We start from the raw sequence: 21,914 nt of genomic DNA on the forward strand, positions 1-21,914 counted from the left end.
AGCTTTTTTACATAGAGAAAAGCCTGCAGGCCTGCAAGCTTTTCCAGCTTATGATTAATGCTGATGATGTGTACGATTGATTAATCGAGGATTTAAGCAGTTGATTGCGCAGAAGCAGTCTAAGTCAACTTCAATACAGTAGTTCGTTTTTTCGAGTCGGAACACTTCACACACCGTATCTTTATCGGTGAAGTCCAAAATGTGTTTGTGTTCGTCAAATGCGATTAATAATGACAGTGTTGCGCAGCTTCCATGCACTCTTTCGACCCTGAAAAATACTGTATTAAAGCAAGGGCCGTTATCGAGTTCGCCGACATTTCCGAAGGCGACTAATGGCGTTGATTTTGATGTAAATATTGCAAAAGGCACTGTGTCGCCTAACGAATGGCTTACAGATAAAAGCTTAGAGTGGCTGCCGGTCGGGCAGTCTTCTTCAACAGCGTTTTGCAGATCTTCAATATTTTCTACAGCTTCACGCACGCAGCTTGATGTTTTCTGGCTCATATTATCCCTCCTGCCTTATAAATTTGAGACTGGCGAAATGATGGAGAGTCAGCTGCCTCACGCTGGAAGCAGCTGAATGATTTGCACCTGTAATAGAGTTTGGAAGGGGATTCCTCTTTACAAGTGTTTATCCATTGTGATGATGCTTTTTATCTTTGTGAGGCGATGTTCTGTCAACTAGCTCTGGTGACAGGCACTGAATCGCGCAGAAGCATCCGAGATCCACTTCAATGCAGAAATCTGTTTTTTCTAGCCCGAAGAAATCCGGGTCGCAAGGGTGGCAAACACTTAAGGTATCGCCTTTGACATCGACAGGGCGTAAAATAGACAGTGTTGCGCAGCAATCACATAATTTTTCAACGCGGAAGAAAATGGATTCAAAGCATTGCATATCATCCACAAATCCCCCCACGTTTCCGAATGTGGAGAACAATCCGCCTTTTTTATCAAACAAGAGAAACGGAATTGTGTCTTTACCTGCAATTGTCGGATTCAAAAGGTTTGTATAGCAGCCAGTCGGACACTGTTCCTCAACTGCCTCCTGCTCTGCTAAAATCTTTTCCACTGCATCGCATACACAGTTCTCATGCCGGCCATGGGTTTTTCCGCAGCTCATTGATTTCAGCTCCTTCTTTATAGGGTATTTGACTTTAGTCCTTAACAACATATGTACCCGTGCCCCACTTGGTGTGGGTGAACGTCTATATATTCATCATATGCTTGGAAAATAAGAAAAAGCAGAGCGTTTTTAGCTCTGCTTTTAGAGTTAGAGGACGAGTGTGATGGCTAAGAGTGCCACAAGTGTGTTAGTAGCTGTGGAAACCAATGTTGCTATATCAGCATCTACTGTTGTGATATTTACGCCCCGGGAGCATTCGATGAGAAGTTTTTGGCGGTTTACTTGTTTATTAGCTGAAAGCTGCAATAAATCTTGTGCGACTAATTCGGCAATTACTCCGTCTGCAATGGATGTGAGAGCTACTGTTAGGACAGCTGCATTAACCGCCGTTACAACTGATGTTACGGCTTGAACGTCTGTAGATGAAACGTTGATATCACAAGAGTCTCTGATAATAATTGTTTCATCTGAGACTTGTTTATTGAGATTTGCCTGAGCCAGATTTTGGTCAATGAAGGCATTGTCGTTGCCAAAAAACCCATTGCCATTACAGCAAACATCGCAATGACATTTTCTTTCTTCTTTTTTATCTTTTTCTTTTTCGTCTAACGGATGGTCACAGTCAGGATCAAGTGCAACCCAAGAGTATGGTCTGCTTTCCATATCTATTCCTCCTTTTCTTTTACTGTTATTAAATGAGCGAGCCTCTTACTTTGACTGAGGCATATATCCTGATGAAGAACCCTATTTTTTATGATTGGTTTGAATTGTTATTGTTTTGACGTCTTTGTCTGAGCTGTTCAATTAATTGTTCTCTCCGGCTTAGCGGTTTTTCGTTCTTTTTCTCTTGCGCGGCGGCTTCTTCTTTTTTCTTCTTTTGATTTTCAACTAATGCAGCTGATTTAGCCTGCAAGTCTTTTACCAGATTCAAGAGCATTTCTTTTTCTTCATCTGATACTTTTTTCATTTTGTCTTTCGTGACACCGTGTTTAAGAAAGATGTTTTGAACCAGCATTTTCGTCATTGGATCAGCTTCCGGAAGCTTTTCAAGCTCTTCTTTGAATTTATCGTTATCTGACATTTGTTTTCACCTCGTCTTTTAAGTTTGTGAAAAGAAAGGGTTAAAGGACGTCAAGTTCACTAAGAATGCTGTTTAACACCTGAAGCAAGATTTGTACAAAGGTTATTATCTCGTCGGCAGACAAAGTAATTTTGACGTTGCGGCTGTTGATAATTTTAATGATGGTTCTTTTTTTGATTTGGGAGCTATCGAGAATAAGAATTTCACTTGCCACTGCGTCAGCCAAATCCTCGTCGGCGATGACGAGCTGAGTCGCCACGATAATCATGGTTGTCACAAAGGCTTGTATAGAAAGGGCAGCTGTTATATGTGACGTGTCAATTGTGATATTTTCGCAATCAATCACTTCGATCTGCTGTTCGAATTCGCTTGATAATTGCTCAAATATTGCAGGGTGCAGGGATTCGACTTTTTCTTCAAATGACATAACCTTCACTCCTTTCTTATCCATACTCTATATAATGCAAATGGGGTGCCGAGCGGAATAATAAAAATAACCAATTTTCTGCCGGACAAGATACAATTCATGAAGAATAGGGTTTTCGCATATATGTGAAGGGATCATGATTGGCAAAGGAGTGAACGAGTGGTTATAAATGGGCTGACAATTGTTCTTCTATCGCTTGCGGTCTTTCGGCTCGCCCGCCTGCTGGTGTTTGACACGATTATGGCGCCGCTTCGCAGTCTGTTTCATGAAGAGAAGGAAGAAAAGGATGTGGACGGGAACATTGAAACCTATATCGTGATTAAGGGAACCGGTGTCAGGGCGTTTATTGGTGAATTGCTGAGCTGCTATTGGTGCACAGGCGTGTGGTGCGCCGGCTTTTTGATTTTATGCCAGGCGTTGATCCCGCAAGCGGCGCAGTGGCTGATTTTACTTTTAGCGATCGCCGGCCTTGCCGGCATCATAGAAACGCTCGTATCAAAATGGCTGCAAGAATGAGGCGTTACCACCAGCAACTTTTCACTAGCATCAGCATAAAGTAGCATATATGACATAAGGAAAGGAAGGGGACAAAAATGAACCAACATCATAAACCTTCCCAAAAATCTCCATATACAGATTCATCGTATCAATCAAAAAAGATAAAAAAGAAAGGCTGCGGGTGCGGAAATAAAAAGAAAAAGCCTCAATAGCCTGGCAAAGAAACCGGAGAACTCCGGTTTTTTGTTTTTTTAACGGAGCGGCCTCGCTCAGCATATATCATAAGCGGGGGGATAAAAGTGAATGAGTTTGAAAAATGGATAGAAGGAAGATATGAACCTCACGAACAAAAGCAAAAAAAGCATGAAGACACGATGGGCAGTATCAGAAAAGACTTGGATGCATTTGATAAAGCCGGTCTGGAATTTGAAGATGAGATTGAAGAGCTGGCTGAAAAAACAGAGGCCTTACTTAAAAAACATCAAGCTCAATATGATCAATCGTAAATCCGCAAACGCCCTATGCGAATATCCAAGCCGATCCAAGCAGCTCACATAGTGTATAGAGAGTAAAGGAGGTGCTTATCTATGGGCTTTGGATACGGATTCGGCGGCGGCTACGGCGGCGGCTGTTATGGCGGTTATGCTGGCGGTTACGGCGGCGGCTATGGTTCAACATTTGTTTTGTTGGTCGTATTATTCATTCTCCTCATCATCGTAGGTGCATCTTTCTTTTAAGATGTATTGAGGAAGTACGGGTTATAACCCGTACTTCCTTGCCTTGTGTTTATTTTTAAAAATGTTGGAAAAGCACATTGTATTATGTGCATTCATACAATACCGTATTACTCCGCCAAAAGGAGGCGCATTATGGATAATCAATTTTTTAAGAACATCGAAAAGAAAACAGGTGTGAAGATGCAGGATGTAATGAATCTTGCCGGATCACTCCAAAACGCTAATTTTAAAGATGAAAATACAGTGCGCAGTGTGATTAACCGCGTAGCGCAGATGGCAAACAGACGCGTGCCAAAAGAATTAGAAGATAAAATTGTGGAATCTATTACAAGCGGAAAAGAAAAGCTTGATTTTGGCACGATTTCTAAAATGATGGATAATAAATAAGTGGATGGCCTGGCTGACTCACTGCAGCGGGCCTTTTTTTACAGTAAAAACCCGGCAGTAATCTGCCGGGCTGTTAATGATGCAAGGGCTGTCTTGCTTTCTGTAGCAGGGGATACAAAAATCTTGAGCGGTTGGCTGTTTTGCCGCGCCTGTTAGCGGGGCAAGACAAATATAAATGCTGTTTCGCCCGGGTCATGGCTACATATAAAAGGCGTCTTTCCTCCTCAAGAGCGGCCTCGTCTCCTTTTCTTGCCGTTTCTAATGAGAAATCGTGCGGAATCGAGCCGTCTACAGTGCCTAACACGTAGACTGTTTTGAATTCAAGGCCTTTTGACCGGTGAATGGTCATCAGCTGAACGCCATGTTCATCCGTTCTGTTTTTCTCAGCGGCCCTCATATGGTCTACGTGGGCAAGAAAGTCAGGAATCGTTTTGAACTTCTTGGCGACAACCTTGATGTCACGCAGGTCATCAGAGCCTTTTTCCAGCTTGTTGCCCTCATTGCCCCGCTTTTTTAAATACTCGGAGAAGCCCATTTTTCCTTCTGCAAAGGTGATGGCTTCTACGGGCTTCATCGTGCGGAGGCTTGCAAAAAACGGTACGATTTTCTTGATTTTGTCCAGCTGGAATGGCTTCAGATCAGGCAATTTGGCCAGCGCTTTGATCATGGTACAGTCCTCTGTAATCGAGAGCGCCTTCAGCGTATTCAAAGCGGACTGTTTTAAAAACAAGGCGGGAAGCAAATGTTTAATCGCTTCGGTGTCATCCTCATTTTGGCTGGCATACAAGTAGGCGAGAATCTGGCGGACGATCCGTCTGCTGTAAAACGATTGGACGCCGCGGTCAGCTGTATACGGAATTGACGATTGATGAAGCCTTTCATATATAGCACGGCCTCCGCTGTTTGTGCGGTAAAGAACCGCAAAGTCTTCTGGACTGGCTCCATTTTGAATTTTTTCTTTGATATCGGAAACGACCATTGTGGCTTCTTCCTCTTCATCATAAGGATAAAACAGCACAGGGACCTGAATGTCATCGCGGGCCGCTTCAAGCGTTTTGGCATATCTGTTTTTGTTCTTTTTCACAACGATATCAGCACTAGAGACGATCGGGTGCGTAGACCTGTAGTTCGCAGTTAAATAGATCGTCTTCGCTCCCGGATAATCCTTTTGAAAATCAAGAATGAAAGACGGATTGCTTCCGCGAAACGCGTAGATGGACTGGTCATCGTCTCCGACACAGCACAGGTTTTGCTCCGGACTGGCGAGCATTTGCATGATTTTGTATTGAACCGGATTAATGTCCTGAAACTCATCAATTAAGATATACGTAAACCGAGATTGATATTGTTCCAGAAGGTCAGGCCGCTCGATAAACAATTCATAGCAGGCTGAAGCCATGTCATCAAAATCAAATTGGCTGTGTTCTTTTTTCTGGCGTTCATAATGTTCATATAAACGATAAACTTGTTTTTCCCACTCATCTTTTAGAGGGATGCGTTCATTTGGGACATAAGTGTTTTTCCAAAAACCGATCTGCTGCAGAGCTTGGTCAACTGGGAATTCTTTCTCATCGATGCCTTCTTCATAGAGTGCTTTTTTGATATATTGTTCCCGCTGCCACTCCATTTTCAGCAGATGCTCACCGTTCCATTTAGCAGAATTAGAGTGATACAAGATCTTATAAAACAGACTGTGGAATGTTCCTGTCACAAGTCTTCTGACTTTTGCCGGCTGTAATCCGTACTGGTTCGCCATACGCTCTTTCATTTCAGCGACAGCTTTTGTTGTAAAGGTGACAAGCAGCATATTTTCAGGCGGTATGCCTAAGTGTTCGATCATGTGGGCGGCACGGGCTGTCAGCACCCGTGTTTTTCCGCTCCCCGCACCTGCAAGCACGAGCAGCGGGCCCTCTGTTTCCGTGACAGCTTTCAGTTGATCCGTGTTTAAACCGACAGACGGAAAAAGGCTCGTATCGGGTTCTATTGTTTTTGGCACAAATGGTGTTCCTGGTTTAATGCTTCTAGGACGGTGCCATTCCGTAACAGCTGGGGACGGGTCAGCGGCGATCGCTTTTCCCTTGGGTAAACGAATGACACCAGATTCCTGATCGTCTTCTTTTTTTTCCTCTTTAGAGGGCTTCGGTTCGCACGCCTCCTCACATGCCGGAAAATCGCCTGGCTGGCGATGGATAAACTCTGGCGGATCGGCGATGTTAAGCCGTAACAAAACGGGCTTTCCGCAATGAGAACAAAATAAATGTCCTTTTATTCCCTCTTCAAAGAGGAATTGATAATGTTCTCTCGAATATGTATGTAAATGTATGATTCTATCATTCAGTCGGGCGCATTTCAAAAAGGGGTCCTCCCAATCAAAAGGTGTTCATTACAGACAATGACTATCATATCAAAAGAAATGTGTTTCAAAAAGTAAGTTTAAGGGAAAAGAGACAGCAGAGGGGTGGGTATTGTATGATATATGCAGGTCAAATTCAGAACCAGCAATACGCTCAATATGCTAATAGAACGATTGGACATAAGCAGGATTATGCCGGAACCGAAAAAATCAGCTATGTCCCGTTTCAGCGGGTATACAAAGAACTGGAAAAGCAGCAGGAGAATCAAACGGCAGCTGAAAGAAAAGTAAACGAGATGAAACGTAAGCGCTCTCTTTATAAGAGATTGCGAGAAAAAGGAATGGGCACATATATTAATCGATATGTATAAAAAACCGTTCATACGAGAGAACGGTTTTTTTATATGCAGTAAAAATCCGGATCTCAAAAGATCCGGATGCGTTCAGTCCTTCATCATTTGTAAGTGCGGAATGCCGGCATCGAGGAATTCTTTTTCAGAAAGCACGCGATACCCGTGTTTCTTGTAAAACGGCACAGCCTGTGTTTGCGCGTTTAAAATGAAACCGTAAGCGCCTCCGTCTGCCGCGGCTTTTTCGAGCGCTTTCATAATGATGCCGCCGACACCGGCTGAGCGGTGGCTTTTCAGTACGCAAATGCGCTCTAACTTGCCGTAGCCGTCCTTCATGCGCCATCTTCCGGCACCGACAGGCTTTTCACCGTCATACACGACGATATGCTCTGACTCATTTTCAAGTTCGTCAATTTCTTCTTCAGCAGGCACGTTTTGTTCTTTGACAAAGACTTCTTCTCTTACATAGAATGCATCTTTCAGTTGTTCTTCATTTTTTGCGATAACTGCTTTCAAACATTATTCTCCTCTGCCTAGCAAGAAGGTTTCATATACTGTCCACGATCCGTTTTCCAGCTGGTAAAGCAAGTGGAAACGGTCAACGATTTCTTCATGCGACACTTCCTGCATTTTTAATTGTCCCAGCACATCTGAATGCTCATCGTCGGAAAGGTTTTGGCCGACCGTCACATGCGGAACGAAATTATATTCCTGTTCTCCTGCCAACACACCGGTGTATAGCTTTTCATTGAGTGTTTTTAACTCTTCCGTCGGTTCTGCTTTGATGTAAATGACATTATTGACAGGCGCAAATGAGCTGTATTTTGTCATTTTGAGAACGAGTGGGTGGGACTCTTTTGCGATGTTTCTTAAATGTGATACGAGCTGATCCGCTTTCTCCTCCGCGCATTCAAAGGATGCTCTCAGCGTCAAATGAGGCGGGATCAGAGAGTAGCTTGGGTCATAGCGCTTTCTGTAAGAGTTTGCAAGGTCTTGGAGCTTTTTTGATGGAAATAAAACGATTCCGTATTTCATATTATGTCCCTCCTGGAAATAAAGTATGATAGAGTGTTAAAGCATTTTTTTCAGCGCCGGGGTGATGAGCGGCTGCCAGTATGTCCATTTGTGGTCTCCGTCAAATGGCTCGAAATCATAATCGGAAAGCTTTTTCTCCAGCAGCTGTTTCAGCTCCCGGTTCGGTTCTGTAAAGTCCAGAATGTTCCCGTCTGTCGTGTGGACGTCAGTTTCTTTTGTTCCGATTTGGTGATAAATAGAGAGGTGTTTGATATCGCCTGACTGTTTCACGGCTTCTAGTACGTGTTTGTCAACATAGGGAGACTGCATGATGATGTTGCCAAACATATTCGGATAATCAAGCGCTGTCATAAGTGACACGGTCGCTCCGAGTGAATCACCGATCAGCGTTCGGCCGTAACCGATCTGATAGGTTGGATACTCATCATCTGCAAAAGGAACGAGTTCATGGGCGATGAACCGTTTATACGCCGAAAATTTTGAACCCTCCGGATGATAGGTGTTTCTGCGCTCTTTTACATCCTTATAAGGAACACCGATAATAATGCTCCGGTCTATTTCGCGTTTCGACAGCAATTCCTCAACCTGTCTGCCGATCCTCCCCAGCCTGAAATAATCGTGGCCGTCCTGCGCGATAATGACATGGTATTTATAAAGCGGGGAGTAGTTGGACGGCAGATAAACAAGCAAGGTCATTTCCTCGTTAAGCTCTTTTGAAAAGAATTTCTTTTCTTGCACTGTGCCGTTTTTCGGTGCCATAAAAACATTCCTCCAGGACATCACTATACTTTCTTGCATTTTCAATTATTGTACCATGAATTATTAGAAATTTCTCTCTTTAAACGGTTCGGCACACGAAGAAAAAAGTGTTGAAATAAACTGTGAATTGCGCTAATATAAAACAATCAGAAAATTGAAATCGATATTTCTTATCGTGAGAGGTGGAGGGACTGGCCCTTAGAAACCTCAGCAACCGGCTTGTTTTGCATGTGCAAAGCGCCAAGGTGCTAAATCCAGCAAGCGTTTTTTATGCTTGGAAGATAAGAAGAAGCGTTAAACCCCTTCTTCTTATGAAGAAGGGGTTTTTATTTTGAAAAGGGAAGGTGTCAGCTATATGTCACAGCACGTTGAAACGAAATTAGCCCAAATAGGGAACCGTAGCGATGAAGTCACGGGAACAGTGAGTGCTCCTATCTATTTATCAACAGCATACCGCCACAGAGGGATCGGAGAATCTACCGGATTTGATTATGTCCGCACAAAAAATCCGACACGCCAGCTTGTTGAGGACGCGATCGCTAACTTAGAAAACGGCGCGAGAGGGCTTGCCTTTAGTTCGGGAATGGCTGCTATCCAAACGATTATGGCGCTGTTTAAAAGCGGAGATGAACTGATCGTTTCATCGGACCTATATGGCGGCACGTACCGTTTATTTGAAAATGAATGGAAAAAATACGGATTGACTTTTCATTATGATGATTTCAGCGATGAGGACTGTTTACGCTCTAAGATTACGCCGAATACAAAAGCGGTGTTTGTGGAAACGCCGACAAACCCCCTTATGCAGGAGGCGGACATTGAACATATTGCCCGGATGACAAAGGAGCACGGTCTTCTGCTGATCGTAGATAATACATTTTATACACCGGTCTTGCAGCGGCCGCTTGAGCTGGGAGCTGACATTGTCATTCACAGCGCAACCAAGTATTTAGGCGGGCATAACGATCTGCTTGCTGGACTTGTCGTGGTGAAGGATGAGCAGCTCGGAGAGGAAATGTTTCAGCATCAAAATGCGATCGGCGCCGTCCTGCCGCCATTTGATTCGTGGCTTCTGATGAGAGGAATGAAGACGCTGAGCCTCAGAATGCGTCAGCATCAGGCAAACGCGCAGGAGCTTGCGGCGTTTTTAGAAGAGCAGGAAGAAATTTCGGATGTGCTGTATCCCGGAAAAGGCGGCATGCTGTCCTTCCGTCTGCAAAAAGAAGAATGGGTCAATCCGTTTTTAAAAGCACTGAAGACCATTTGTTTTGCAGAAAGCCTCGGCGGGGTGGAAAGCTTTATTACATACCCTGCGACCCAGACGCACATGGATATTCCTGAAGAGATCCGCATCGCAAACGGGGTGTGCAATCGGTTGCTGCGCTTTTCTGTCGGTATTGAACATGCGGAAGATTTAAAAGAGGATCTAAAACAGGCATTATGTCAGGTCAAAGAGGGAGCTGTTTCATTTGAGTAAACACAATTGGACGCTGGAAACCCAGCTCGTGCACAATCCATTTAAAACAGACGGCGGAACCGGGGCGGTCAGTGTACCGATTCAGCACGCCTCGACTTTTCACCAATCTTCATTTGAAGAGTTCGGGGCATATGATTACAGCCGCTCTGGCACGCCGACAAGAACAGCTCTCGAAGAAACAATTGCCGCATTGGAAGGCGGAACAAGAGGATTTGCTTTCAGTTCAGGCATGGCTGCTATCTCAACAGCATTTTTACTGCTGTCACAGGGTGATCACGTTCTTGTGACAGAAGATGTATACGGCGGAACCTTCCGTATGGTGACAGAGGTGCTGACCCGGTTTGGCATTGAGCATACGTTTGTCGACATGACGGATCGTAATGAAGTGGCGCGGAGCATCAAGCCGAACACAAAGGTCATTTATATGGAGACGCCATCAAATCCGACACTTGGGATTACGGATATTAAAGCAGTTGTTCAGCTTGCAAAAGAAAACGGCTGCCTGACCTTTCTGGACAATACATTCATGACACCGGCACTGCAACGTCCGCTTGATCTCGGCGTGGATATTGTACTTCACAGCGCGACAAAATTCTTAAGCGGACACAGCGATGTACTCTCAGGTTTAGCTGCTGTCAAGGATGAAGAGCTTGGGAAGCAGCTGTATAAGCTGCAAAACGCGTTCGGCGCCGTCCTTGGCGTGCAAGATTGCTGGCTCGTGCTGCGCGGCTTAAAAACGTTGCAGGTCCGTTTAGAGAAAGCGAGCCAAACAGCGCAGCGGCTTGCGGAATTTTTCCAGAAGCATCCGGCGGTGAAGCGCGTGTATTATCCGGGACTGGCTGATCATCCCGGCGCTGAAACCCATAAAAGCCAGTCAACGGGAGCGGGCGCCGTACTATCTTTTGAGCTTGAAAGCAAAGAGGCCGTTAAGAAGTTAGTCGAGAATGTGTCACTTCCAGTCTTCGCTGTCAGCCTTGGCGCCGTGGAATCGATTTTGTCCTATCCGGCAACGATGTCTCACGCGGCAATGCCTAAGGAAGAGCGTGAAAAACGCGGTATCACTGATGGCCTGCTCCGTCTGAGTGTGGGCGTCGAACATGCAGACGATTTAGAACACGATTTCGAACAAGCGCTGAAAGAAATTGCTCCAGTTGCGGTTCGTTAAAAAAGAAGCCGGGGATGGCCCGGCTTCTTTTATTATTGTTCGTCATCAGGATTCAGAATCGCGAGGACTTGATGATCCTCCCAAACGCCATTAATTTTTACATTTTTTCGGGCGATGCCTTCTTTATGAAATCCCGCTTTTTCTAAAACACGCATGGACCCGAGATTACGGGGCATCACACCGGCTTCAATCCGATGCAGTTTCAATTCGTGGAACGCATAATCAACAACCAATCTGACTGCCTCTGTCATAATGCCCTTTCCATTATGGGCTTTGTCTAAAAAATACCCGATGAACGCAGTTTGCAGCGCGCCACGGATGATTTGAAAGAGCGAAACCGTCCCGATTAATCTATCGTCTGACGCTGTAAAGATGCCAAAATGATATTCTTCATCTTTCTCAAGTCTTTCCTGATACTCGGTTATTCGTTTTCTTTGCCCCTCAACCGTATAGTAATCGTCTGCGCGTATCATAGAAAACTGTTCGAAAAAATCCCGATTTTCGCTTTGCAGCCGCAAATTTTCTTCGGCATCCGTTACTTCTAAAGGTCTAACATAAATGGTTTTTCCTTTTAACATACAGTGATCTCTCCGTTCTCATGTCAGCATTCCTCTTACATTATTCTCAGGGAAATGCAAATATCCTTTTTATAAGAAGGAAGAAAACCAATTTCCCATAAAAGTGCCAACATAGTTGCCGATTAAGTAGCCGAGCGTACCGACAAGCATGATCGGGGCAACAAGCTCCCGCCATCCCTTGGCAATTGCCATCGCAGCCGCAGTCGTCGGTCCCCCGACAGTAGCGTTGACGGCGAGCAGAATTTCTTCAAGCTGCACACGGAACAATTTTCCGGCAGCTAAGGAAACCGCTAAATTGCTGATCGCAATGATAAACACGAATAATAGAATAAGAGGCGCATTCGTGACGATTAAACGGAGATCTGCAGGAATGCCGATCACCACAAAAAACAAATAAATCAAAAAGGTTCCAAGTTCCTGAGATCCATTGAGCCTTTCAAAAAAACGTGGGAAAAGAAAAATGATAAGAACAGTTAAAGACGTAAGCACCAGGTACTGATCGCCAAGCGTACCGGTCAGCAGGGGATGAGAAAAAATGCTTTTAAAATAACCAGAAACCTTCATACTTACCGCAACAAGTGCGAAAGCAGCACCGGCATTAAAAGCGATATCCTTTAAGGAAATATCCTTCCGTTTCCAATAGCTTTCAGCACTGTTTCCGCTGTTTCCATCGGCTTTTACCTTCTCTTCAAACGGCATGGCATAATGCCGCTGAAACCATTTGAGTGCAGGAATGCTGATTAAAATAAAAAACAAAAGCGCCATCATAAAATTATCAGCCACAACGGTAGCCGACACATATTCACCAGGCGTCTCAAATTTTGCCGCCATCGCCGCAAAGTTGACCCCGCCGCCGATATAAGAGGCGCTGATCATCCCGCCGATTTTATCGAGATAGGGAATATGCTGTTTAAGTAGAAAAAAAGCAAGAATGCTCCCAAGCACAGTGCCAGCGGAGCTAATCAGAAAAATAAACAGCAAACGCCTGCTTTCCTTAAAAATTTGCCGAACATTGATCTGAAACAATAAAAGTGGTATCGCCAGCGGCACCACATAAGACCACACAGTATCATACACAGGCGACTCAACAGGAAGCACTCCTACATTTGTAAACACCATAGCACCTGCCAGCGCGATAATAGCACCCGACACAGCGGACGCCCACTTAAAGCGCTGCTCCAGCCCGATGCTCACTGCCGCCCACACCGCAATAAACCCCCACAATACCCATACATCATCAGAAGAAATCAAAGAATGCAAAATCCCATCACCCCTATTGTTAGAAAATTAAGACATATTATAATAGCCGGGGAACGGAACAGCAAGTCCAAAAAAAGTTTTTCTAAAAAAGCAGTTGACGAATAGAAGGGAAGGTTATATAATAGAACTTGTCAGAAAGACAATAACATACCCAGCAACACATACATATCATGATTCCGTAGCTCAGCTGGGAGAGCGCTACCTTGACAGGGTAGAGGTCGCTGGTTCGAGCCCAGTCGGAATCATAGCTTAAACCCTTGCGCAGCAAGGGTTTTTTACTTTGCTTATTTATTGATTTTGTCATCATTCATCGAGTTGGGGACGAATTGGGGACGGAAGTTCTTTAAGCTGATTTTGAAGTGAATTCAAAATCAGCTCTGTTTCTATGCTAGGTTTAATGGATTATACAGTTTCAATATTCTTTTCGATTTTTTGAATAACTTGTTCGAGCCATATGATTGGAGATACGCCGTAACTAAGAACGTCCACTCCGTCAGCAGCTTCATCGATAAAACCATTCTTTTCTTCATCCGAATAATCGCTGTTAATAAAATCTTTCAATGCAACTATATCAGTTTCTTGCTCTTCTTTTGGAATCTCTTCTAAGTATTCGTCCAGTGCTGACTCTGGAGTTTCTATATCTTGATGAAATATACCTCCTAGAAATTGAAATACAGGTTCATAAATTTCGATTTCAATCATTACTTATCACCGCCAAGAAATGTTAACTTCAAATCTGAGAAATGGTGGAATCTTATTCTATATAACTTTCTGCTATATCAATATCGTTTGGCATTTCTAAGTCAGGGTATTTTTTCATCTAATTTTCTTAAACAATTAATAAGTTCTTTACTTTGTAAACTATCAGCTAAATCTTCAAATACCTCACTGATCCAATATAAATCTTCTTTATTACAATTTTCTAGATAACTAATTGTATTTTCTTCATTTTCTGAGAGCACTTCAATTATTTCATCCCAACTATTTTGAATTCCATAGTCATCATTAAGATTAAGTTCTTTTCTTTTAATTAATATAGCTTCCATTTTTTTCTCTAAGTTCATATTGATTCTCCATACTTTGTCTATGGTTGTTTAGTGACATCTGGGAAAATGGTTCCTATTTCTCCATTTGTTTTAATAACTCCAATCCTAACACCTTTATACTCTCCGAATATAGTCACACCATTTTCTGCATTAGTGAATTCGGGTGTTTCAGCAATCTTTGCACCAGCAATATCAGACTCTGTCCAACTTTCGGGAACCCAAGATTGATTGGAGCCTGATCTTTTTTTGCTAAATTAAAAGCGCTTGGCGGCAAAACATCAAGTGAAAAAGTAACTTCACTGTGAAAAAAAACAAGCTCAAGCAAAAAGAAAACATCTATTAATCTGCCTTCGAGCATTTTCAAAGCGAAAAGCCCATTGAGGCACAGCGATGCTATTGAGCAGATCCAAACAGCGTTGGCGGCATTGCGTTTCTATCAAGATAAGCAAGCCAAAAACTTCGGTATCGATGGCTATTATGAACCAGCTACAAAAGCGAAATTGAAGTAATATAAAAAGGCCCTCTTAAAATGGGGGCCTTTCAGTGTTTCTTTTAAATAGCTTCTTTTAGTTTTTCTATTACACTTTTCAACCATTCTATAGGTGGTAATCCAATTGTCGGGAAATATATTTCTGCATTACACTTTATAATGTCTTCCTTTTCTTCTTTAGTTAGATCGCTATTTAGAAACTCTTCGCAAAACTTAACTGTAAATAGCAAACCTTCTTTACTAATTTCCTCAATAAATTCGTCTAATGCGTGTTCAGGGGATCTGATATCTTGATGAAATGTTGCACCTAAAAAATTTTCTAATTCGTCTAAGAAATCATAACTTTCATCCATGATACTTCCTCTCTTTCTATTTGGTTGGATATCCTGTAAGAATAAAGTTACCGTTGTTATCTTTTTTGAGTATAATTTTTGCGTTTGTAACGTTCTCTACTAGTTCTGAATTTCTTGTTACACTTCTGCCGATTATTTCTCCATCGCCCTTGTATTTTAACATTAATTTAGGTTTTTTAGGATTATCAATCCAATTTTCGATTTTCTTTATATTTTTTGGATCGTTTAAGACTGAATTAGCAATTCTCTCAGCGGTAGCCCTATCTTTAAAAGTAGATGAAGCTGTAATATGTGGGTTAGGATCAGTTCTCAGTCTTTCTATTAATTCTTCATCAGTCTTTCCGATATGTCTTTCTATAAGATGCCCGCCTTTTGCTTCATGAGCAGCTAATCCGCCGCCAGGTGCGAGAGGGGTACTATCACCTTGTTTGATATTACCTGTACCCATGTTGTTAGAACTTTCAGATCTTCTGAGAACACTCTCTTTTTTATCTTCCGGAATACTTTTTAGCAGCGGAGTATTTTTCACATTAATGGTATTCTCAGCATCTTGAAGGATTCCTTCTAATGCAGGAGTATACCGGTTAACAGGAGATTTGACAAACTGTTTTACAGACTTTCCACCTTTCTTAACTGTGCCACCAGCTGCTTTCCCAACTTTAGCAAGATCCTTCGAGCCTGTTGAGATAGAGGACTTTCCACCTTTCAATAACAGAAGACTTCCGCCCAGGTAAGTAACATAGTGTAGCCGCGTGTATGCATCTCCGTGAATCATTTTTTTATCCCAATTATCCTTCAATGTGTCAACCATGCTTTGAAAGGCAGCTTGATAGTCGTATTCCAGAACTGTATCCAGCACTTTTTGAGGATCCTTGTTTAAGTTATCAATTGTCCAACCGATATTCCATCCGAATTGAATAGCTCCTTCACCGGTATCCTTGGCAAGATCGTATACACCAACAATCGCCCCTTTAGCGCCATCACCTATGATTCGCAACACTTCTTTTCCGTTATCCATGAAAGCTTTACGCTGTTCAAGAAATGAAACAAATTCAAGCTGTTCAGGGGTAAGATTCTTATAGCCGATTTTCTTGGCAATTTTTAAGTATTCATCCGGGTCAGTCACTCCGTCAGCTAGCTTATTCTTTAGATCTTTAATTTCCCGTTCTTTTTCTTCTTTCTTTTTAATCGTCAAATAAGCTTCAGTCTTTTTCTCAATATCGCCTTTTTTCTTATGTATATCACTTTCACGATATGCCTTGGCATTGTAGTGGATGGGTGTAGCATTCTTGCCTTTGCCAGTTGATTCCTCAAGTTTTTGGAAGTCCTTCTTGATGAATTGCTCGTTTGGCTCTGACTGGGCATATTCAGTAACAAGTGCTTCGTCAACGCTGTCTACTTTATTGACTGCTTTTTTGCGTTGGTTCTCCGCATCGGCGAGTTCGTCTTTAAAGGTTTCTGTCGAGAACAAATCAAGCGGAAGAATATCATCGATATCATATAAGATATCTTTCATGGCTTTCTTTTGTTCAGACATAATCGATTTTGATTTTGTATAAGCATTAGCCAGCTCGTGTTCTAAGAAGGATTCTTCTATATATGCATCAGATAAGCTGGCGTCCTCTAAAGTACCTGAAATGCTTGTCAAGAAAGCAATTTTCATATCAATTAGATCAATCCAACTGTCAGCCACACCTGCGTGGTCTTGATAAAATGCTTTAGTGTTGTCGGCGCCTTTGCCGGAAAACTCACTGTCATCTAAATCAGCTACAGCTTTAAAAGCCTTTTTTAGATTGACCATCTGACTTCTTAATTCCTTGTATTCCTTTGCGCGTTTATCTGCTTCAGAAAGCAGTGATTTGGCTTCAAATACTTTCATGTTCATATCCTTTCGTTTGAATAGCTCCAACAAGATTTTACCATGGGAAAATGAAGAAATAGACAGCGATGTGATTCAAAAGTGCGAAATGAATAATTTGATCTGTGTCAATTTACCTATTCGGATTATTTGTTTGGAAACTGATGACGCAGTAAGACGATTCCAGCTGATGAATGGTTTAAATCCTAATGGCATTTATGGCCCGAAAACTAAAGCGAAGCTCGAATCCCTTCTTAAATAAAAAAGCCCTTCCCGATTGGGAGGGCTTTTTCTCTTATTTAATAGAAACGTGATGTGTGTACCAGTTTCCGGTTGCAGTGAATCGTAATTCCATATGGCCGTGGCGGTTACCTCCATACTTTACAAACGTGTAATCAGAATTGGCGATTGCATCCTTAGCCGTTTTATCAATGTTTGCAATTTTTTTGGAAGTGATTTTACCATTCCAGCCAGCAAAACCTGAAGCGGATGCACTTGGCGGACTTTCCCACTTTGTTATTTTCTTGCCGTATTCGTATGAATAGTTGTCACTTACTCGAATATCATATAATTTTATCCCTGTAAACTTTACAGCGTAATAGCCACTTGCAGTTTTATTTTGGGTGGCTTGTGTTTTTATCTTTTCCAATCCCATATCTGTACTGACGCCCATTTCCACAGTGAAACCATTACCGAGATCAATTTCTTGATATGGATGATCTTTGGTGACATGCATACTGTTTAAAGCCTTATTCACTTCTTTAACAGTTGGGATTTTCTCAGATGAAAGGGTTCTCAAGTTTTTTTGTTTTGTTACCTCGTGAAAGGTCGCCTTATCAATAATCAGATCAGAATTCTTGTCCACTTTTTCGGCAGCATTTGCACTTTGAAGACTAAACAGAGATGAAAAACTCAAAGCTAGGGCAAAAACCACACCCACAAGTAACTTTTTCATTTTATCCCTCCTTAATGTTTTCGTCCCCATCTTATCTTAATGTATAATATTGGTAAATGGGATGAAAGTAACAAATGGTGCTATTGATTAAAGTATTAGGCTTTGAAGGAGCGGGAAGATTGAAAAGTAAATGAATGGTTTTACCCATTTAAACAACCTTATATCACGTGTATATTGGATTGTAGGGGAGGGATATCATGGTCAAGATCATATTGGCATTTGTTTATCTATTTGGCTTCGTTGTGTTGAGCAATTGGGCTTTCGACGGAATATTTTCCGAGAGCTATTTCTCGCCAATCGGTTTCCTTTGGTCTATCTTATTTACATTTTTCATAGGGGTTTATACCGGCTTGCCTTTAATCTACAAAAAGTTTACTCAATCAAGCCGTTTGACTTTGAAAAGTAAAAAGCCGATTTATTTCACTATCGGTACAGCCGTTATTCTCTTTGGGCTTTATTTTCTCAAAAACGAAATCGCCCCCTATTTTATGCTATGTGGCTATTTTTTAACTCTGGCATCAGGTATAGCCCTGACCATCTTATTACAGCCCAAAACCAACAACTGTAAAACAGTATAACCAACAAGAATTAATTAAAAGCCCGTCGTTTTTTAGACGGGCTTTATACAAATTTAATCAAAAAGGAATATTTTTAATCAGAAACTTATGTAAGAAACCCTATAAAATAGGGCTTGGGAATAAAACGTCTGTTCGTGTCAGAACATAATCGCTACCTTGTGACAGGGGGGAGATCCCTGGTTCGAGCCCAGTCGGAATCATAGCTTAAAACCTTGCGTAGCAAGGGTTTTTTACTTTTTATGGGCTGTCGGTTTATTAATGCAGTATATGATTTAAATGAAAACTCAGGAATAATATTGAGTTGAGAAGATAAAATAAAAACCCCATTTCTAAAGTCCAAAATGGGGTTATTTCTTAATATCATATTAAGTTGCTGCTCTATCTGCGACCTTATAAGTGGACTGCTCAGAAAGAGCGTATGAAGCGCTGGATACTCCAACAATGCCAAGCAAGAGCGCTAAACAAATTGCAATTTTACATTTTTTCATTTAAATGTTTCCCCCTTTGAATTTGTTTACGTGCTTCAATTGCCATTTGATAAAAATCGACCGCATCATGTCTGTCTTCTTTGTTGGTCAAAAAATCAGCAACAGCAACAGCGTATTCTTCCATATCACCATAAAGGTTTTTCTCTTTGAAGAACTTGAACACTTCTCTAAGTATTTGTAAGTCAAATGATAAATAAAGACCTTTAACCAGTTTTAATTTCTCGGTTACTTCCTGGTTGTTGTGTCGGGCAGCAACCTTCTGACCTTCCTGATATAATTCTAATGCAGCCTTTAAATCATTCTTCTTTGCTTTGACATATGCCAGATTAAAAATCGCTTTGGACTCATAAATGTGCTTTCGATTCTTATAAATTTCATAGGCGATTTGAAAATATTTCTCAGTATTGTAAAGTTCTTCAAGATTTTTATAACATAATCCCACATTAAAATGAGCTGAACCAATTAAATGTTGCTCCCCTATTTTTATAGCATCATTTAAGGCTTTTTCAGCTGTTTCTAAAGCGTCCTCATAACACATTTTATCTAGCCAGTTCCCAAAGATAACAAACTGACATTGGACCATTTCTTTGCCATATGTAAGGTTCCCCTGAGCATCTTTTTGCTCTTTAAATATAGAGTATGCTCGCTGGGCATAGTTCATTGAACAATGAGTCTCTTTCATATAGTAATAGACTTCTGACATTTTGAAATAGAACTCTGCCTTATCTGTATTTGCGTTTTTATCTAATAAATCAAGATATTTTTCGGCTTCGCGATAATATGTTAAAGCAATAACTAAATCTCTCGTTCTAAAATGATACATGCCGGTAAAAAAATGATAATAGAACTAATTGTATTGGTGAGGGATGCACTCGAAGTTGTCTAATGATTTATAAATGGCATCTATCTTTTTCAAGAAAATGTTATAATGAAAAGCCATAAAATGATAGGAGGGGGAATTTCGATGCATTACATAACGGCATGTTTAAAAATCATCAGTGATAAAGGCCTTAATGAAATAATGAAGGAATTCAAAAAACTTGAGGAAGAAACGAACAAAGAAGAGGGTTGTATTACATTCCATGCTTATCCGCTTGAGCCATCAGAACGTAAAATAATGCTTTGGGAGATTTGGGAAAACGAAGAAGCTGTGAAAACCCATTTCACGAAAAAACACACAATAGACGTTCAAAAACAAGAATTAACGGAAGTAGAATGGTTAATGAAAAGCAATGTGAATGATTGAAAGGCTCTTTAAAAAGAGACATTCAATGACTTAGTATCAGCCACTTGTGACTAAGTAGTAAATTGTTGTCCAACTCTTATTTTTTCTATTTAATATTTTTTGAGACGAAAATGTTTTTTAAAGCTGATTTTAAAATGTATTCAAAGTCAGCTCTGTTTGATTTAATGGATTATATTCTTTGGATAACTTGTTACCATCATAATGGAGATACTCCGTATAAATTGGAGGTTAAAATAATGAGTCATTCTCAAGAAAAAATTGCACTAATTACAGGAGCAAGCAGTCAAGGGGATATTGGTACGGCTATTTGTCGTAAGTTAGCCTCACAGGGTATACATATCTTCTTTACTCACTGGAATTCTGATACGGCCTGGATAGAAGAATTTCAACAAGAAATTTTACGTATGGGTGTCCGCTGTGAGGCAATGAAAATTGATTTATCAGATGCACATGCTGCATTCACAATACATGAAAAAATTTCAGATAAATTAGGATATCCTTCCATCCTTATTAATAATGCAGCTCATTCCGCAAGTGATAATTATGTATCGTTAGATGCTAAATCACTTGATGAGCATTATGCGGTTAATATGAGATCGAATTTTCTTCTTTGTGTTGAATTCGCCCGTCGGTTTAAAAAATCTAATTTAATATCAGGAAGAATCATCAATATGACATCAGGGCAGGATTTAGGTCCTTTGCCTGGGGAGTTAGCGTATGCAGCTACTAAAGGAGCTATTTCTGCCTTTACTAGGTCGTTATCACAAGAACTTGCACCATTGGGCATCACTGTTAACGCCGTAAACCCAGGTCCAACAGATTCTACATGGATGACAGATGAAATAAGAAATTTTCTTTCACCTAAATTTCCAATGGGGCGTATTGGCACGCCAGATGATGCGGCACGAATGATTACTTTTCTTGCAAGTGATGAGGCTGAATGGATAACTGGACAAATTATTCATTCAGAAGGTGGATTTATTCGGGGCTAAGCTAATGAAACACAATATACAACAATGTATGATGTATTCCCAAAACTAAATCTAAACTTGAAGCGCAATTGAAATAAAATAAGGTCCCTTCTCTTTTTAGAGGGGGACCTTATTTTATTCATGCATGTTTTGCATCCAGAAAATCTGGCGGATAAGAGATTAATAAACCGTTACATATACTTTTCCGAATACTGCAGTACCTTTAAACAAAGTAATCGTGGCTTTTCCTTTTGATTTAGCCGTCACTAAACCATTTTGATCGACTTCAGCAACTTTTTGGTTATCAGTCCAATAACGAGTAGCTGAATTATTTTTAACAGAATAGGTTTCTCCAACTTTTAGAGGTAAATTATAGTCTTGAATCTTGATAACATGTGTAGGTGAAATAGAAATGTTCTTTACTTCAGTAGGTGTGGAGTTTATTTCATGAGCTGAAGCTACCCCGCTGACCGACAGAGCTAACGCAGAAATCGATAAAGCAGAAACAACAGTTTTTTTGAAATTCATTTTGAAACACTCCTTTAAAGTTTTTTGTCTTGCACTATAACAATTCAATAAAAGTAATTATTTTCCTTGTAAATAAATGTTAATAATATGTGAACGATCAATTGATTTGAGCTAAGACTATTGTGTGCCCTGCACAGAGTTTGTATTTATCATTGAAAATTGCTGAGAGAG

The 21,914-nt window shown here is 41.2% G+C and carries 29 protein-coding genes, 1 tRNA gene, 2 pseudogenes and 1 riboswitch; of the genes and pseudogenes, 13 read left to right on the plus strand and 19 right to left on the minus strand.

What is annotated here, in order from left to right; all coding sequences use genetic code 11:
• Nucleotides 1–54 precede the first annotated feature (54 nt).
• The 5 genes from cotZ to cotV form a co-directional block, all read right to left on the minus strand.
• Complete coding sequence (gene cotZ, locus QF06_RS04820; protein WP_041850971.1) at nucleotides 55–504, minus strand: spore coat protein CotZ; 450 nt, start codon at nucleotides 502–504, stop codon at nucleotides 55–57.
• Between the two features lie 127 nt (nucleotides 505–631).
• Nucleotides 632–1,120 (minus strand): spore coat protein CotY, encoded by a 489-nt coding sequence (cotY, locus tag QF06_RS04825; protein WP_014479465.1) that lies wholly within the window; start codon nucleotides 1,118–1,120, stop codon nucleotides 632–634.
• A gap of 150 nt (nucleotides 1,121–1,270) precedes the next feature.
• Nucleotides 1,271–1,786, minus strand: coding sequence for a spore coat protein CotX (cotX, locus tag QF06_RS04830; protein WP_014476454.1), 516 nt, complete (start codon nucleotides 1,784–1,786; stop codon nucleotides 1,271–1,273).
• Nucleotides 1,787–1,874: 88 nt separating this feature from the next.
• Entirely contained in the window at nucleotides 1,875–2,204 is a 330-nt protein-coding gene (gene cotW, locus QF06_RS04835) for a spore coat protein CotW (protein ID WP_041850970.1), read from the minus strand.
• Nucleotides 2,205–2,244: 40 nt separating this feature from the next.
• Nucleotides 2,245–2,631 carry a spore coat protein CotV gene (cotV, locus tag QF06_RS04840; protein WP_041850969.1) on the minus strand — a complete coding sequence of 129 codons (387 nt, stop codon included), beginning with the start codon at nucleotides 2,629–2,631 and terminating at the stop codon, nucleotides 2,245–2,247.
• A gap of 159 nt (nucleotides 2,632–2,790) precedes the next feature.
• Between cotV and yjcA the strand changes: the two genes are divergently transcribed.
• The 4 genes from yjcA to spoVIF all read left to right on the plus strand — a co-directional run bounded on the left by yjcA (nucleotide 2,791) and on the right by spoVIF (nucleotide 4,253).
• Nucleotides 2,791–3,147, plus strand: coding sequence for a sporulation protein YjcA (gene yjcA / locus QF06_RS04845; protein WP_041850968.1), 357 nt, complete (start codon nucleotides 2,791–2,793; stop codon nucleotides 3,145–3,147).
• A gap of 281 nt (nucleotides 3,148–3,428) precedes the next feature.
• Nucleotides 3,429–3,635, plus strand: a complete 207-nt coding sequence (locus tag QF06_RS04850) for a hypothetical protein (RefSeq protein ID WP_014479470.1) — start codon at nucleotides 3,429–3,431, stop codon at nucleotides 3,633–3,635.
• An 81-nt stretch (nucleotides 3,636–3,716) separates the two neighbouring features.
• The gene (gene yjcZ / locus QF06_RS04855) at nucleotides 3,717–3,866 is read left to right on the plus strand and encodes a sporulation protein YjcZ (RefSeq protein ID WP_003232872.1); all 150 of its coding nucleotides are present in this window, start codon (nucleotides 3,717–3,719) and stop codon (nucleotides 3,864–3,866) included.
• 132 nt (nucleotides 3,867–3,998) lie between these two features.
• Nucleotides 3,999–4,253, plus strand: a complete 255-nt coding sequence (spoVIF, locus tag QF06_RS04860) for a sporulation-specific transcription regulator SpoVIF (RefSeq protein ID WP_003232870.1) — start codon at nucleotides 3,999–4,001, stop codon at nucleotides 4,251–4,253.
• Between the two features lie 73 nt (nucleotides 4,254–4,326).
• Here the strand turns inward: spoVIF and QF06_RS04865 are convergent, their stop codons facing one another.
• On the minus strand, nucleotides 4,327–6,606 hold the full coding sequence (locus tag QF06_RS04865; RefSeq protein ID WP_014479472.1) for an ATP-dependent helicase: 2,280 nt from the start codon (nucleotides 6,604–6,606) through the stop codon (nucleotides 4,327–4,329).
• Nucleotides 6,607–6,722: 116 nt separating this feature from the next.
• On the opposite strand from QF06_RS04865, the gene QF06_RS04870 reads away from it, so the two are divergent.
• Nucleotides 6,723–6,977, plus strand: coding sequence for a hypothetical protein (locus QF06_RS04870; protein WP_003232866.1), 255 nt, complete (start codon nucleotides 6,723–6,725; stop codon nucleotides 6,975–6,977).
• 72 nt (nucleotides 6,978–7,049) lie between these two features.
• Here the strand turns inward: QF06_RS04870 and QF06_RS04875 are convergent, their stop codons facing one another.
• The 3 genes from QF06_RS04875 to QF06_RS04885 are packed head-to-tail and all read right to left on the minus strand — an operon-like array spanning nucleotide 7,050 to nucleotide 8,750.
• Nucleotides 7,050–7,472, minus strand: a complete 423-nt coding sequence (locus QF06_RS04875) for a GNAT family N-acetyltransferase (RefSeq protein WP_043940093.1) — start codon at nucleotides 7,470–7,472, stop codon at nucleotides 7,050–7,052.
• A 3-nt stretch (nucleotides 7,473–7,475) separates the two neighbouring features.
• On the minus strand, nucleotides 7,476–7,991 hold the full coding sequence (locus QF06_RS04880; protein WP_003232861.1) for a YjcG family protein: 516 nt from the start codon (nucleotides 7,989–7,991) through the stop codon (nucleotides 7,476–7,478).
• Between the two features lie 36 nt (nucleotides 7,992–8,027).
• Nucleotides 8,028–8,750 carry an esterase family protein gene (locus QF06_RS04885; RefSeq protein WP_029726266.1) on the minus strand — a complete coding sequence of 241 codons (723 nt, stop codon included), beginning with the start codon at nucleotides 8,748–8,750 and terminating at the stop codon, nucleotides 8,028–8,030.
• Nucleotides 8,751–8,917: 167 nt separating this feature from the next.
• A riboswitch (SAM riboswitch) is annotated at nucleotides 8,918–9,038 on the plus strand.
• 67 nt (nucleotides 9,039–9,105) lie between these two features.
• Here QF06_RS04885 and metI point away from each other — a divergent pair.
• The gene (metI, locus tag QF06_RS04890) at nucleotides 9,106–10,227 is read left to right on the plus strand and encodes a cystathionine gamma-synthase/O-acetylhomoserine thiolyase (RefSeq protein ID WP_015715681.1); all 1,122 of its coding nucleotides are present in this window, start codon (nucleotides 9,106–9,108) and stop codon (nucleotides 10,225–10,227) included.
• Nucleotides 10,220–11,392: a cystathionine beta-lyase gene (gene metC / locus QF06_RS04895; RefSeq protein ID WP_021479530.1), complete on the plus strand. Its 1,173-nt coding sequence runs from the start codon at nucleotides 10,220–10,222 to the stop codon at nucleotides 11,390–11,392. Before metI ends, metC begins: the two co-directional genes overlap by 8 nt.
• Before the next feature lie 32 nt (nucleotides 11,393–11,424).
• Here the strand turns inward: metC and QF06_RS04900 are convergent, their stop codons facing one another.
• Complete coding sequence (locus QF06_RS04900; protein WP_003232852.1) at nucleotides 11,425–11,970, minus strand: GNAT family N-acetyltransferase; 546 nt, start codon at nucleotides 11,968–11,970, stop codon at nucleotides 11,425–11,427.
• A 69-nt stretch (nucleotides 11,971–12,039) separates the two neighbouring features.
• Complete coding sequence (locus QF06_RS04905) at nucleotides 12,040–13,230, minus strand: DUF819 family protein (RefSeq protein ID WP_038428797.1); 1,191 nt, start codon at nucleotides 13,228–13,230, stop codon at nucleotides 12,040–12,042.
• A 172-nt stretch (nucleotides 13,231–13,402) separates the two neighbouring features.
• Here QF06_RS04905 and QF06_RS04910 point away from each other — a divergent pair.
• Nucleotides 13,403–13,475 (plus strand) — tRNA-Val (locus tag QF06_RS04910).
• Nucleotides 13,476–13,632: 157 nt separating this feature from the next.
• Here QF06_RS04910 and QF06_RS04915 read toward each other — a convergent pair.
• The 3 genes and pseudogenes from QF06_RS04915 to QF06_RS20985 all read right to left on the minus strand — a co-directional run bounded on the left by QF06_RS04915 (nucleotide 13,633) and on the right by QF06_RS20985 (nucleotide 14,467).
• Nucleotides 13,633–13,932: a contact-dependent growth inhibition system immunity protein gene (locus tag QF06_RS04915; RefSeq protein WP_038428798.1), complete on the minus strand. Its 300-nt coding sequence runs from the start codon at nucleotides 13,930–13,932 to the stop codon at nucleotides 13,633–13,635.
• A gap of 52 nt (nucleotides 13,933–13,984) precedes the next feature.
• Nucleotides 13,985–14,294: pseudogene (locus QF06_RS04920) on the minus strand (hypothetical protein).
• A 20-nt stretch (nucleotides 14,295–14,314) separates the two neighbouring features.
• Nucleotides 14,315–14,467: an EndoU domain-containing protein gene (locus tag QF06_RS20985; RefSeq protein ID WP_224912872.1), complete on the minus strand. Its 153-nt coding sequence runs from the start codon at nucleotides 14,465–14,467 to the stop codon at nucleotides 14,315–14,317.
• Between the two features lie 186 nt (nucleotides 14,468–14,653).
• Here QF06_RS20985 and QF06_RS22230 point away from each other — a divergent pair, with 186 nt between their 5' ends.
• Nucleotides 14,654–14,785 (plus strand): peptidoglycan-binding domain-containing protein, encoded by a 132-nt coding sequence (locus QF06_RS22230; RefSeq protein ID WP_256683353.1) that lies wholly within the window; start codon nucleotides 14,654–14,656, stop codon nucleotides 14,783–14,785.
• Nucleotides 14,786–14,828: 43 nt separating this feature from the next.
• Here QF06_RS22230 and QF06_RS04935 read toward each other — a convergent pair whose 3' ends face one another.
• Both QF06_RS04935 and QF06_RS04940 read right to left on the minus strand, forming a co-directional pair.
• Nucleotides 14,829–15,119, minus strand: coding sequence for a contact-dependent growth inhibition system immunity protein (locus QF06_RS04935; protein WP_029316956.1), 291 nt, complete (start codon nucleotides 15,117–15,119; stop codon nucleotides 14,829–14,831).
• Nucleotides 15,120–15,135: 16 nt separating this feature from the next.
• The gene (locus QF06_RS04940) at nucleotides 15,136–16,998 is read right to left on the minus strand and encodes a ribonuclease YeeF family protein (protein ID WP_043940094.1); all 1,863 of its coding nucleotides are present in this window, start codon (nucleotides 16,996–16,998) and stop codon (nucleotides 15,136–15,138) included.
• A 136-nt stretch (nucleotides 16,999–17,134) separates the two neighbouring features.
• Here QF06_RS04940 and QF06_RS20990 point away from each other — a divergent pair.
• Nucleotides 17,135–17,239, plus strand: a pseudogene (locus tag QF06_RS20990) (peptidoglycan-binding domain-containing protein); the annotation flags it as partial.
• Between the two features lie 33 nt (nucleotides 17,240–17,272).
• Here the strand turns inward: QF06_RS20990 and QF06_RS21730 are convergent.
• Entirely contained in the window at nucleotides 17,273–17,932 is a 660-nt protein-coding gene (locus QF06_RS21730; protein WP_038428800.1) for a hypothetical protein, read from the minus strand.
• A gap of 197 nt (nucleotides 17,933–18,129) precedes the next feature.
• On the opposite strand from QF06_RS21730, the gene QF06_RS04955 reads away from it, so the two are divergent.
• Nucleotides 18,130–18,510: a hypothetical protein gene (locus QF06_RS04955; protein ID WP_029317635.1), complete on the plus strand. Its 381-nt coding sequence runs from the start codon at nucleotides 18,130–18,132 to the stop codon at nucleotides 18,508–18,510.
• Nucleotides 18,511–18,984: 474 nt separating this feature from the next.
• On the opposite strand, the gene QF06_RS04960 is transcribed toward QF06_RS04955, so the two are convergent.
• A complete protein-coding gene (locus tag QF06_RS04960; RefSeq protein WP_231573531.1) occupies nucleotides 18,985–19,680 on the minus strand; it encodes an SGT1 domain-containing protein in 696 nt (231 codons plus the stop codon).
• Nucleotides 19,681–19,926: 246 nt separating this feature from the next.
• On the opposite strand from QF06_RS04960, the gene QF06_RS04965 reads away from it, so the two are divergent.
• Complete coding sequence (locus tag QF06_RS04965; protein ID WP_080265339.1) at nucleotides 19,927–20,244, plus strand: putative quinol monooxygenase; 318 nt, start codon at nucleotides 19,927–19,929, stop codon at nucleotides 20,242–20,244.
• Between the two features lie 236 nt (nucleotides 20,245–20,480).
• Nucleotides 20,481–21,236, plus strand: a complete 756-nt coding sequence (locus tag QF06_RS04970) for an SDR family oxidoreductase (protein WP_041850962.1) — start codon at nucleotides 20,481–20,483, stop codon at nucleotides 21,234–21,236.
• 159 nt (nucleotides 21,237–21,395) lie between these two features.
• Here QF06_RS04970 and QF06_RS04975 read toward each other — a convergent pair whose 3' ends face one another.
• The gene (locus tag QF06_RS04975; protein ID WP_003232839.1) at nucleotides 21,396–21,743 is read right to left on the minus strand and encodes a BLB8/JUQZ-1 family protein; all 348 of its coding nucleotides are present in this window, start codon (nucleotides 21,741–21,743) and stop codon (nucleotides 21,396–21,398) included.
• Nucleotides 21,744–21,914: the final 171 nt, after the last annotated feature.

The organism is Bacillus sp. YP1 (assembly GCF_000877815.1).
GTDB lineage: Bacteria > Bacillota > Bacilli > Bacillales > Bacillaceae > Bacillus > Bacillus subtilis.

Excerpts from the sequence above, each read along its gene's own strand:
- cotZ (WP_041850971.1), bottom strand. The coding sequence starts at position 504 with ATGAGCCAGAAAACATCAAGCTGCGTGCGTGAAGCTGTAGAAAATATT.
- cotY (WP_014479465.1), bottom strand. The coding sequence starts at position 1,120 with ATGAGCTGCGGAAAAACCCATGGCCGGCATGAGAACTGTGTATGCGAT.
- cotX (WP_014476454.1), bottom strand. The coding sequence starts at position 1,786 with ATGGAAAGCAGACCATACTCTTGGGTTGCACTTGATCCTGACTGTGAC.
- cotW (WP_041850970.1), bottom strand. The coding sequence starts at position 2,204 with ATGTCAGATAACGATAAATTCAAAGAAGAGCTTGAAAAGCTTCCGGAA.
- cotV (WP_041850969.1), bottom strand. The coding sequence starts at position 2,631 with ATGTCATTTGAAGAAAAAGTCGAATCCCTGCACCCTGCAATATTTGAG.
- yjcZ (WP_003232872.1), top strand. The coding sequence starts at position 3,717 with ATGGGCTTTGGATACGGATTCGGCGGCGGCTACGGCGGCGGCTGTTAT.
- spoVIF (WP_003232870.1), top strand. The coding sequence starts at position 3,999 with ATGGATAATCAATTTTTTAAGAACATCGAAAAGAAAACAGGTGTGAAG.
- QF06_RS04870 (WP_003232866.1), top strand. The coding sequence starts at position 6,723 with ATGATATATGCAGGTCAAATTCAGAACCAGCAATACGCTCAATATGCT.
- QF06_RS04880 (WP_003232861.1), bottom strand. The coding sequence starts at position 7,991 with ATGAAATACGGAATCGTTTTATTTCCATCAAAAAAGCTCCAAGACCTT.
- QF06_RS04885 (WP_029726266.1), bottom strand. The coding sequence starts at position 8,750 with ATGGCACCGAAAAACGGCACAGTGCAAGAAAAGAAATTCTTTTCAAAA.
- metI (WP_015715681.1), top strand. The coding sequence starts at position 9,106 with ATGTCACAGCACGTTGAAACGAAATTAGCCCAAATAGGGAACCGTAGC.
- QF06_RS04900 (WP_003232852.1), bottom strand. The coding sequence starts at position 11,970 with ATGTTAAAAGGAAAAACCATTTATGTTAGACCTTTAGAAGTAACGGAT.
- QF06_RS04915 (WP_038428798.1), bottom strand. The coding sequence starts at position 13,932 with ATGATTGAAATCGAAATTTATGAACCTGTATTTCAATTTCTAGGAGGT.
- QF06_RS04935 (WP_029316956.1), bottom strand. The coding sequence starts at position 15,119 with ATGGATGAAAGTTATGATTTCTTAGACGAATTAGAAAATTTTTTAGGT.
- QF06_RS04940 (WP_043940094.1), bottom strand. The coding sequence starts at position 16,998 with ATGAAAGTATTTGAAGCCAAATCACTGCTTTCTGAAGCAGATAAACGC.
- QF06_RS21730 (WP_038428800.1), bottom strand. The coding sequence starts at position 17,932 with ATGAAAAAGTTACTTGTGGGTGTGGTTTTTGCCCTAGCTTTGAGTTTT.
- QF06_RS04955 (WP_029317635.1), top strand. The coding sequence starts at position 18,130 with ATGGTCAAGATCATATTGGCATTTGTTTATCTATTTGGCTTCGTTGTG.
- QF06_RS04960 (WP_231573531.1), bottom strand. The coding sequence starts at position 19,680 with ATGAAAGAGACTCATTGTTCAATGAACTATGCCCAGCGAGCATACTCT.
- QF06_RS04965 (WP_080265339.1), top strand. The coding sequence starts at position 19,927 with ATGAAAAGCCATAAAATGATAGGAGGGGGAATTTCGATGCATTACATA.
- QF06_RS04970 (WP_041850962.1), top strand. The coding sequence starts at position 20,481 with ATGAGTCATTCTCAAGAAAAAATTGCACTAATTACAGGAGCAAGCAGT.
- QF06_RS04975 (WP_003232839.1), bottom strand. The coding sequence starts at position 21,743 with ATGAATTTCAAAAAAACTGTTGTTTCTGCTTTATCGATTTCTGCGTTA.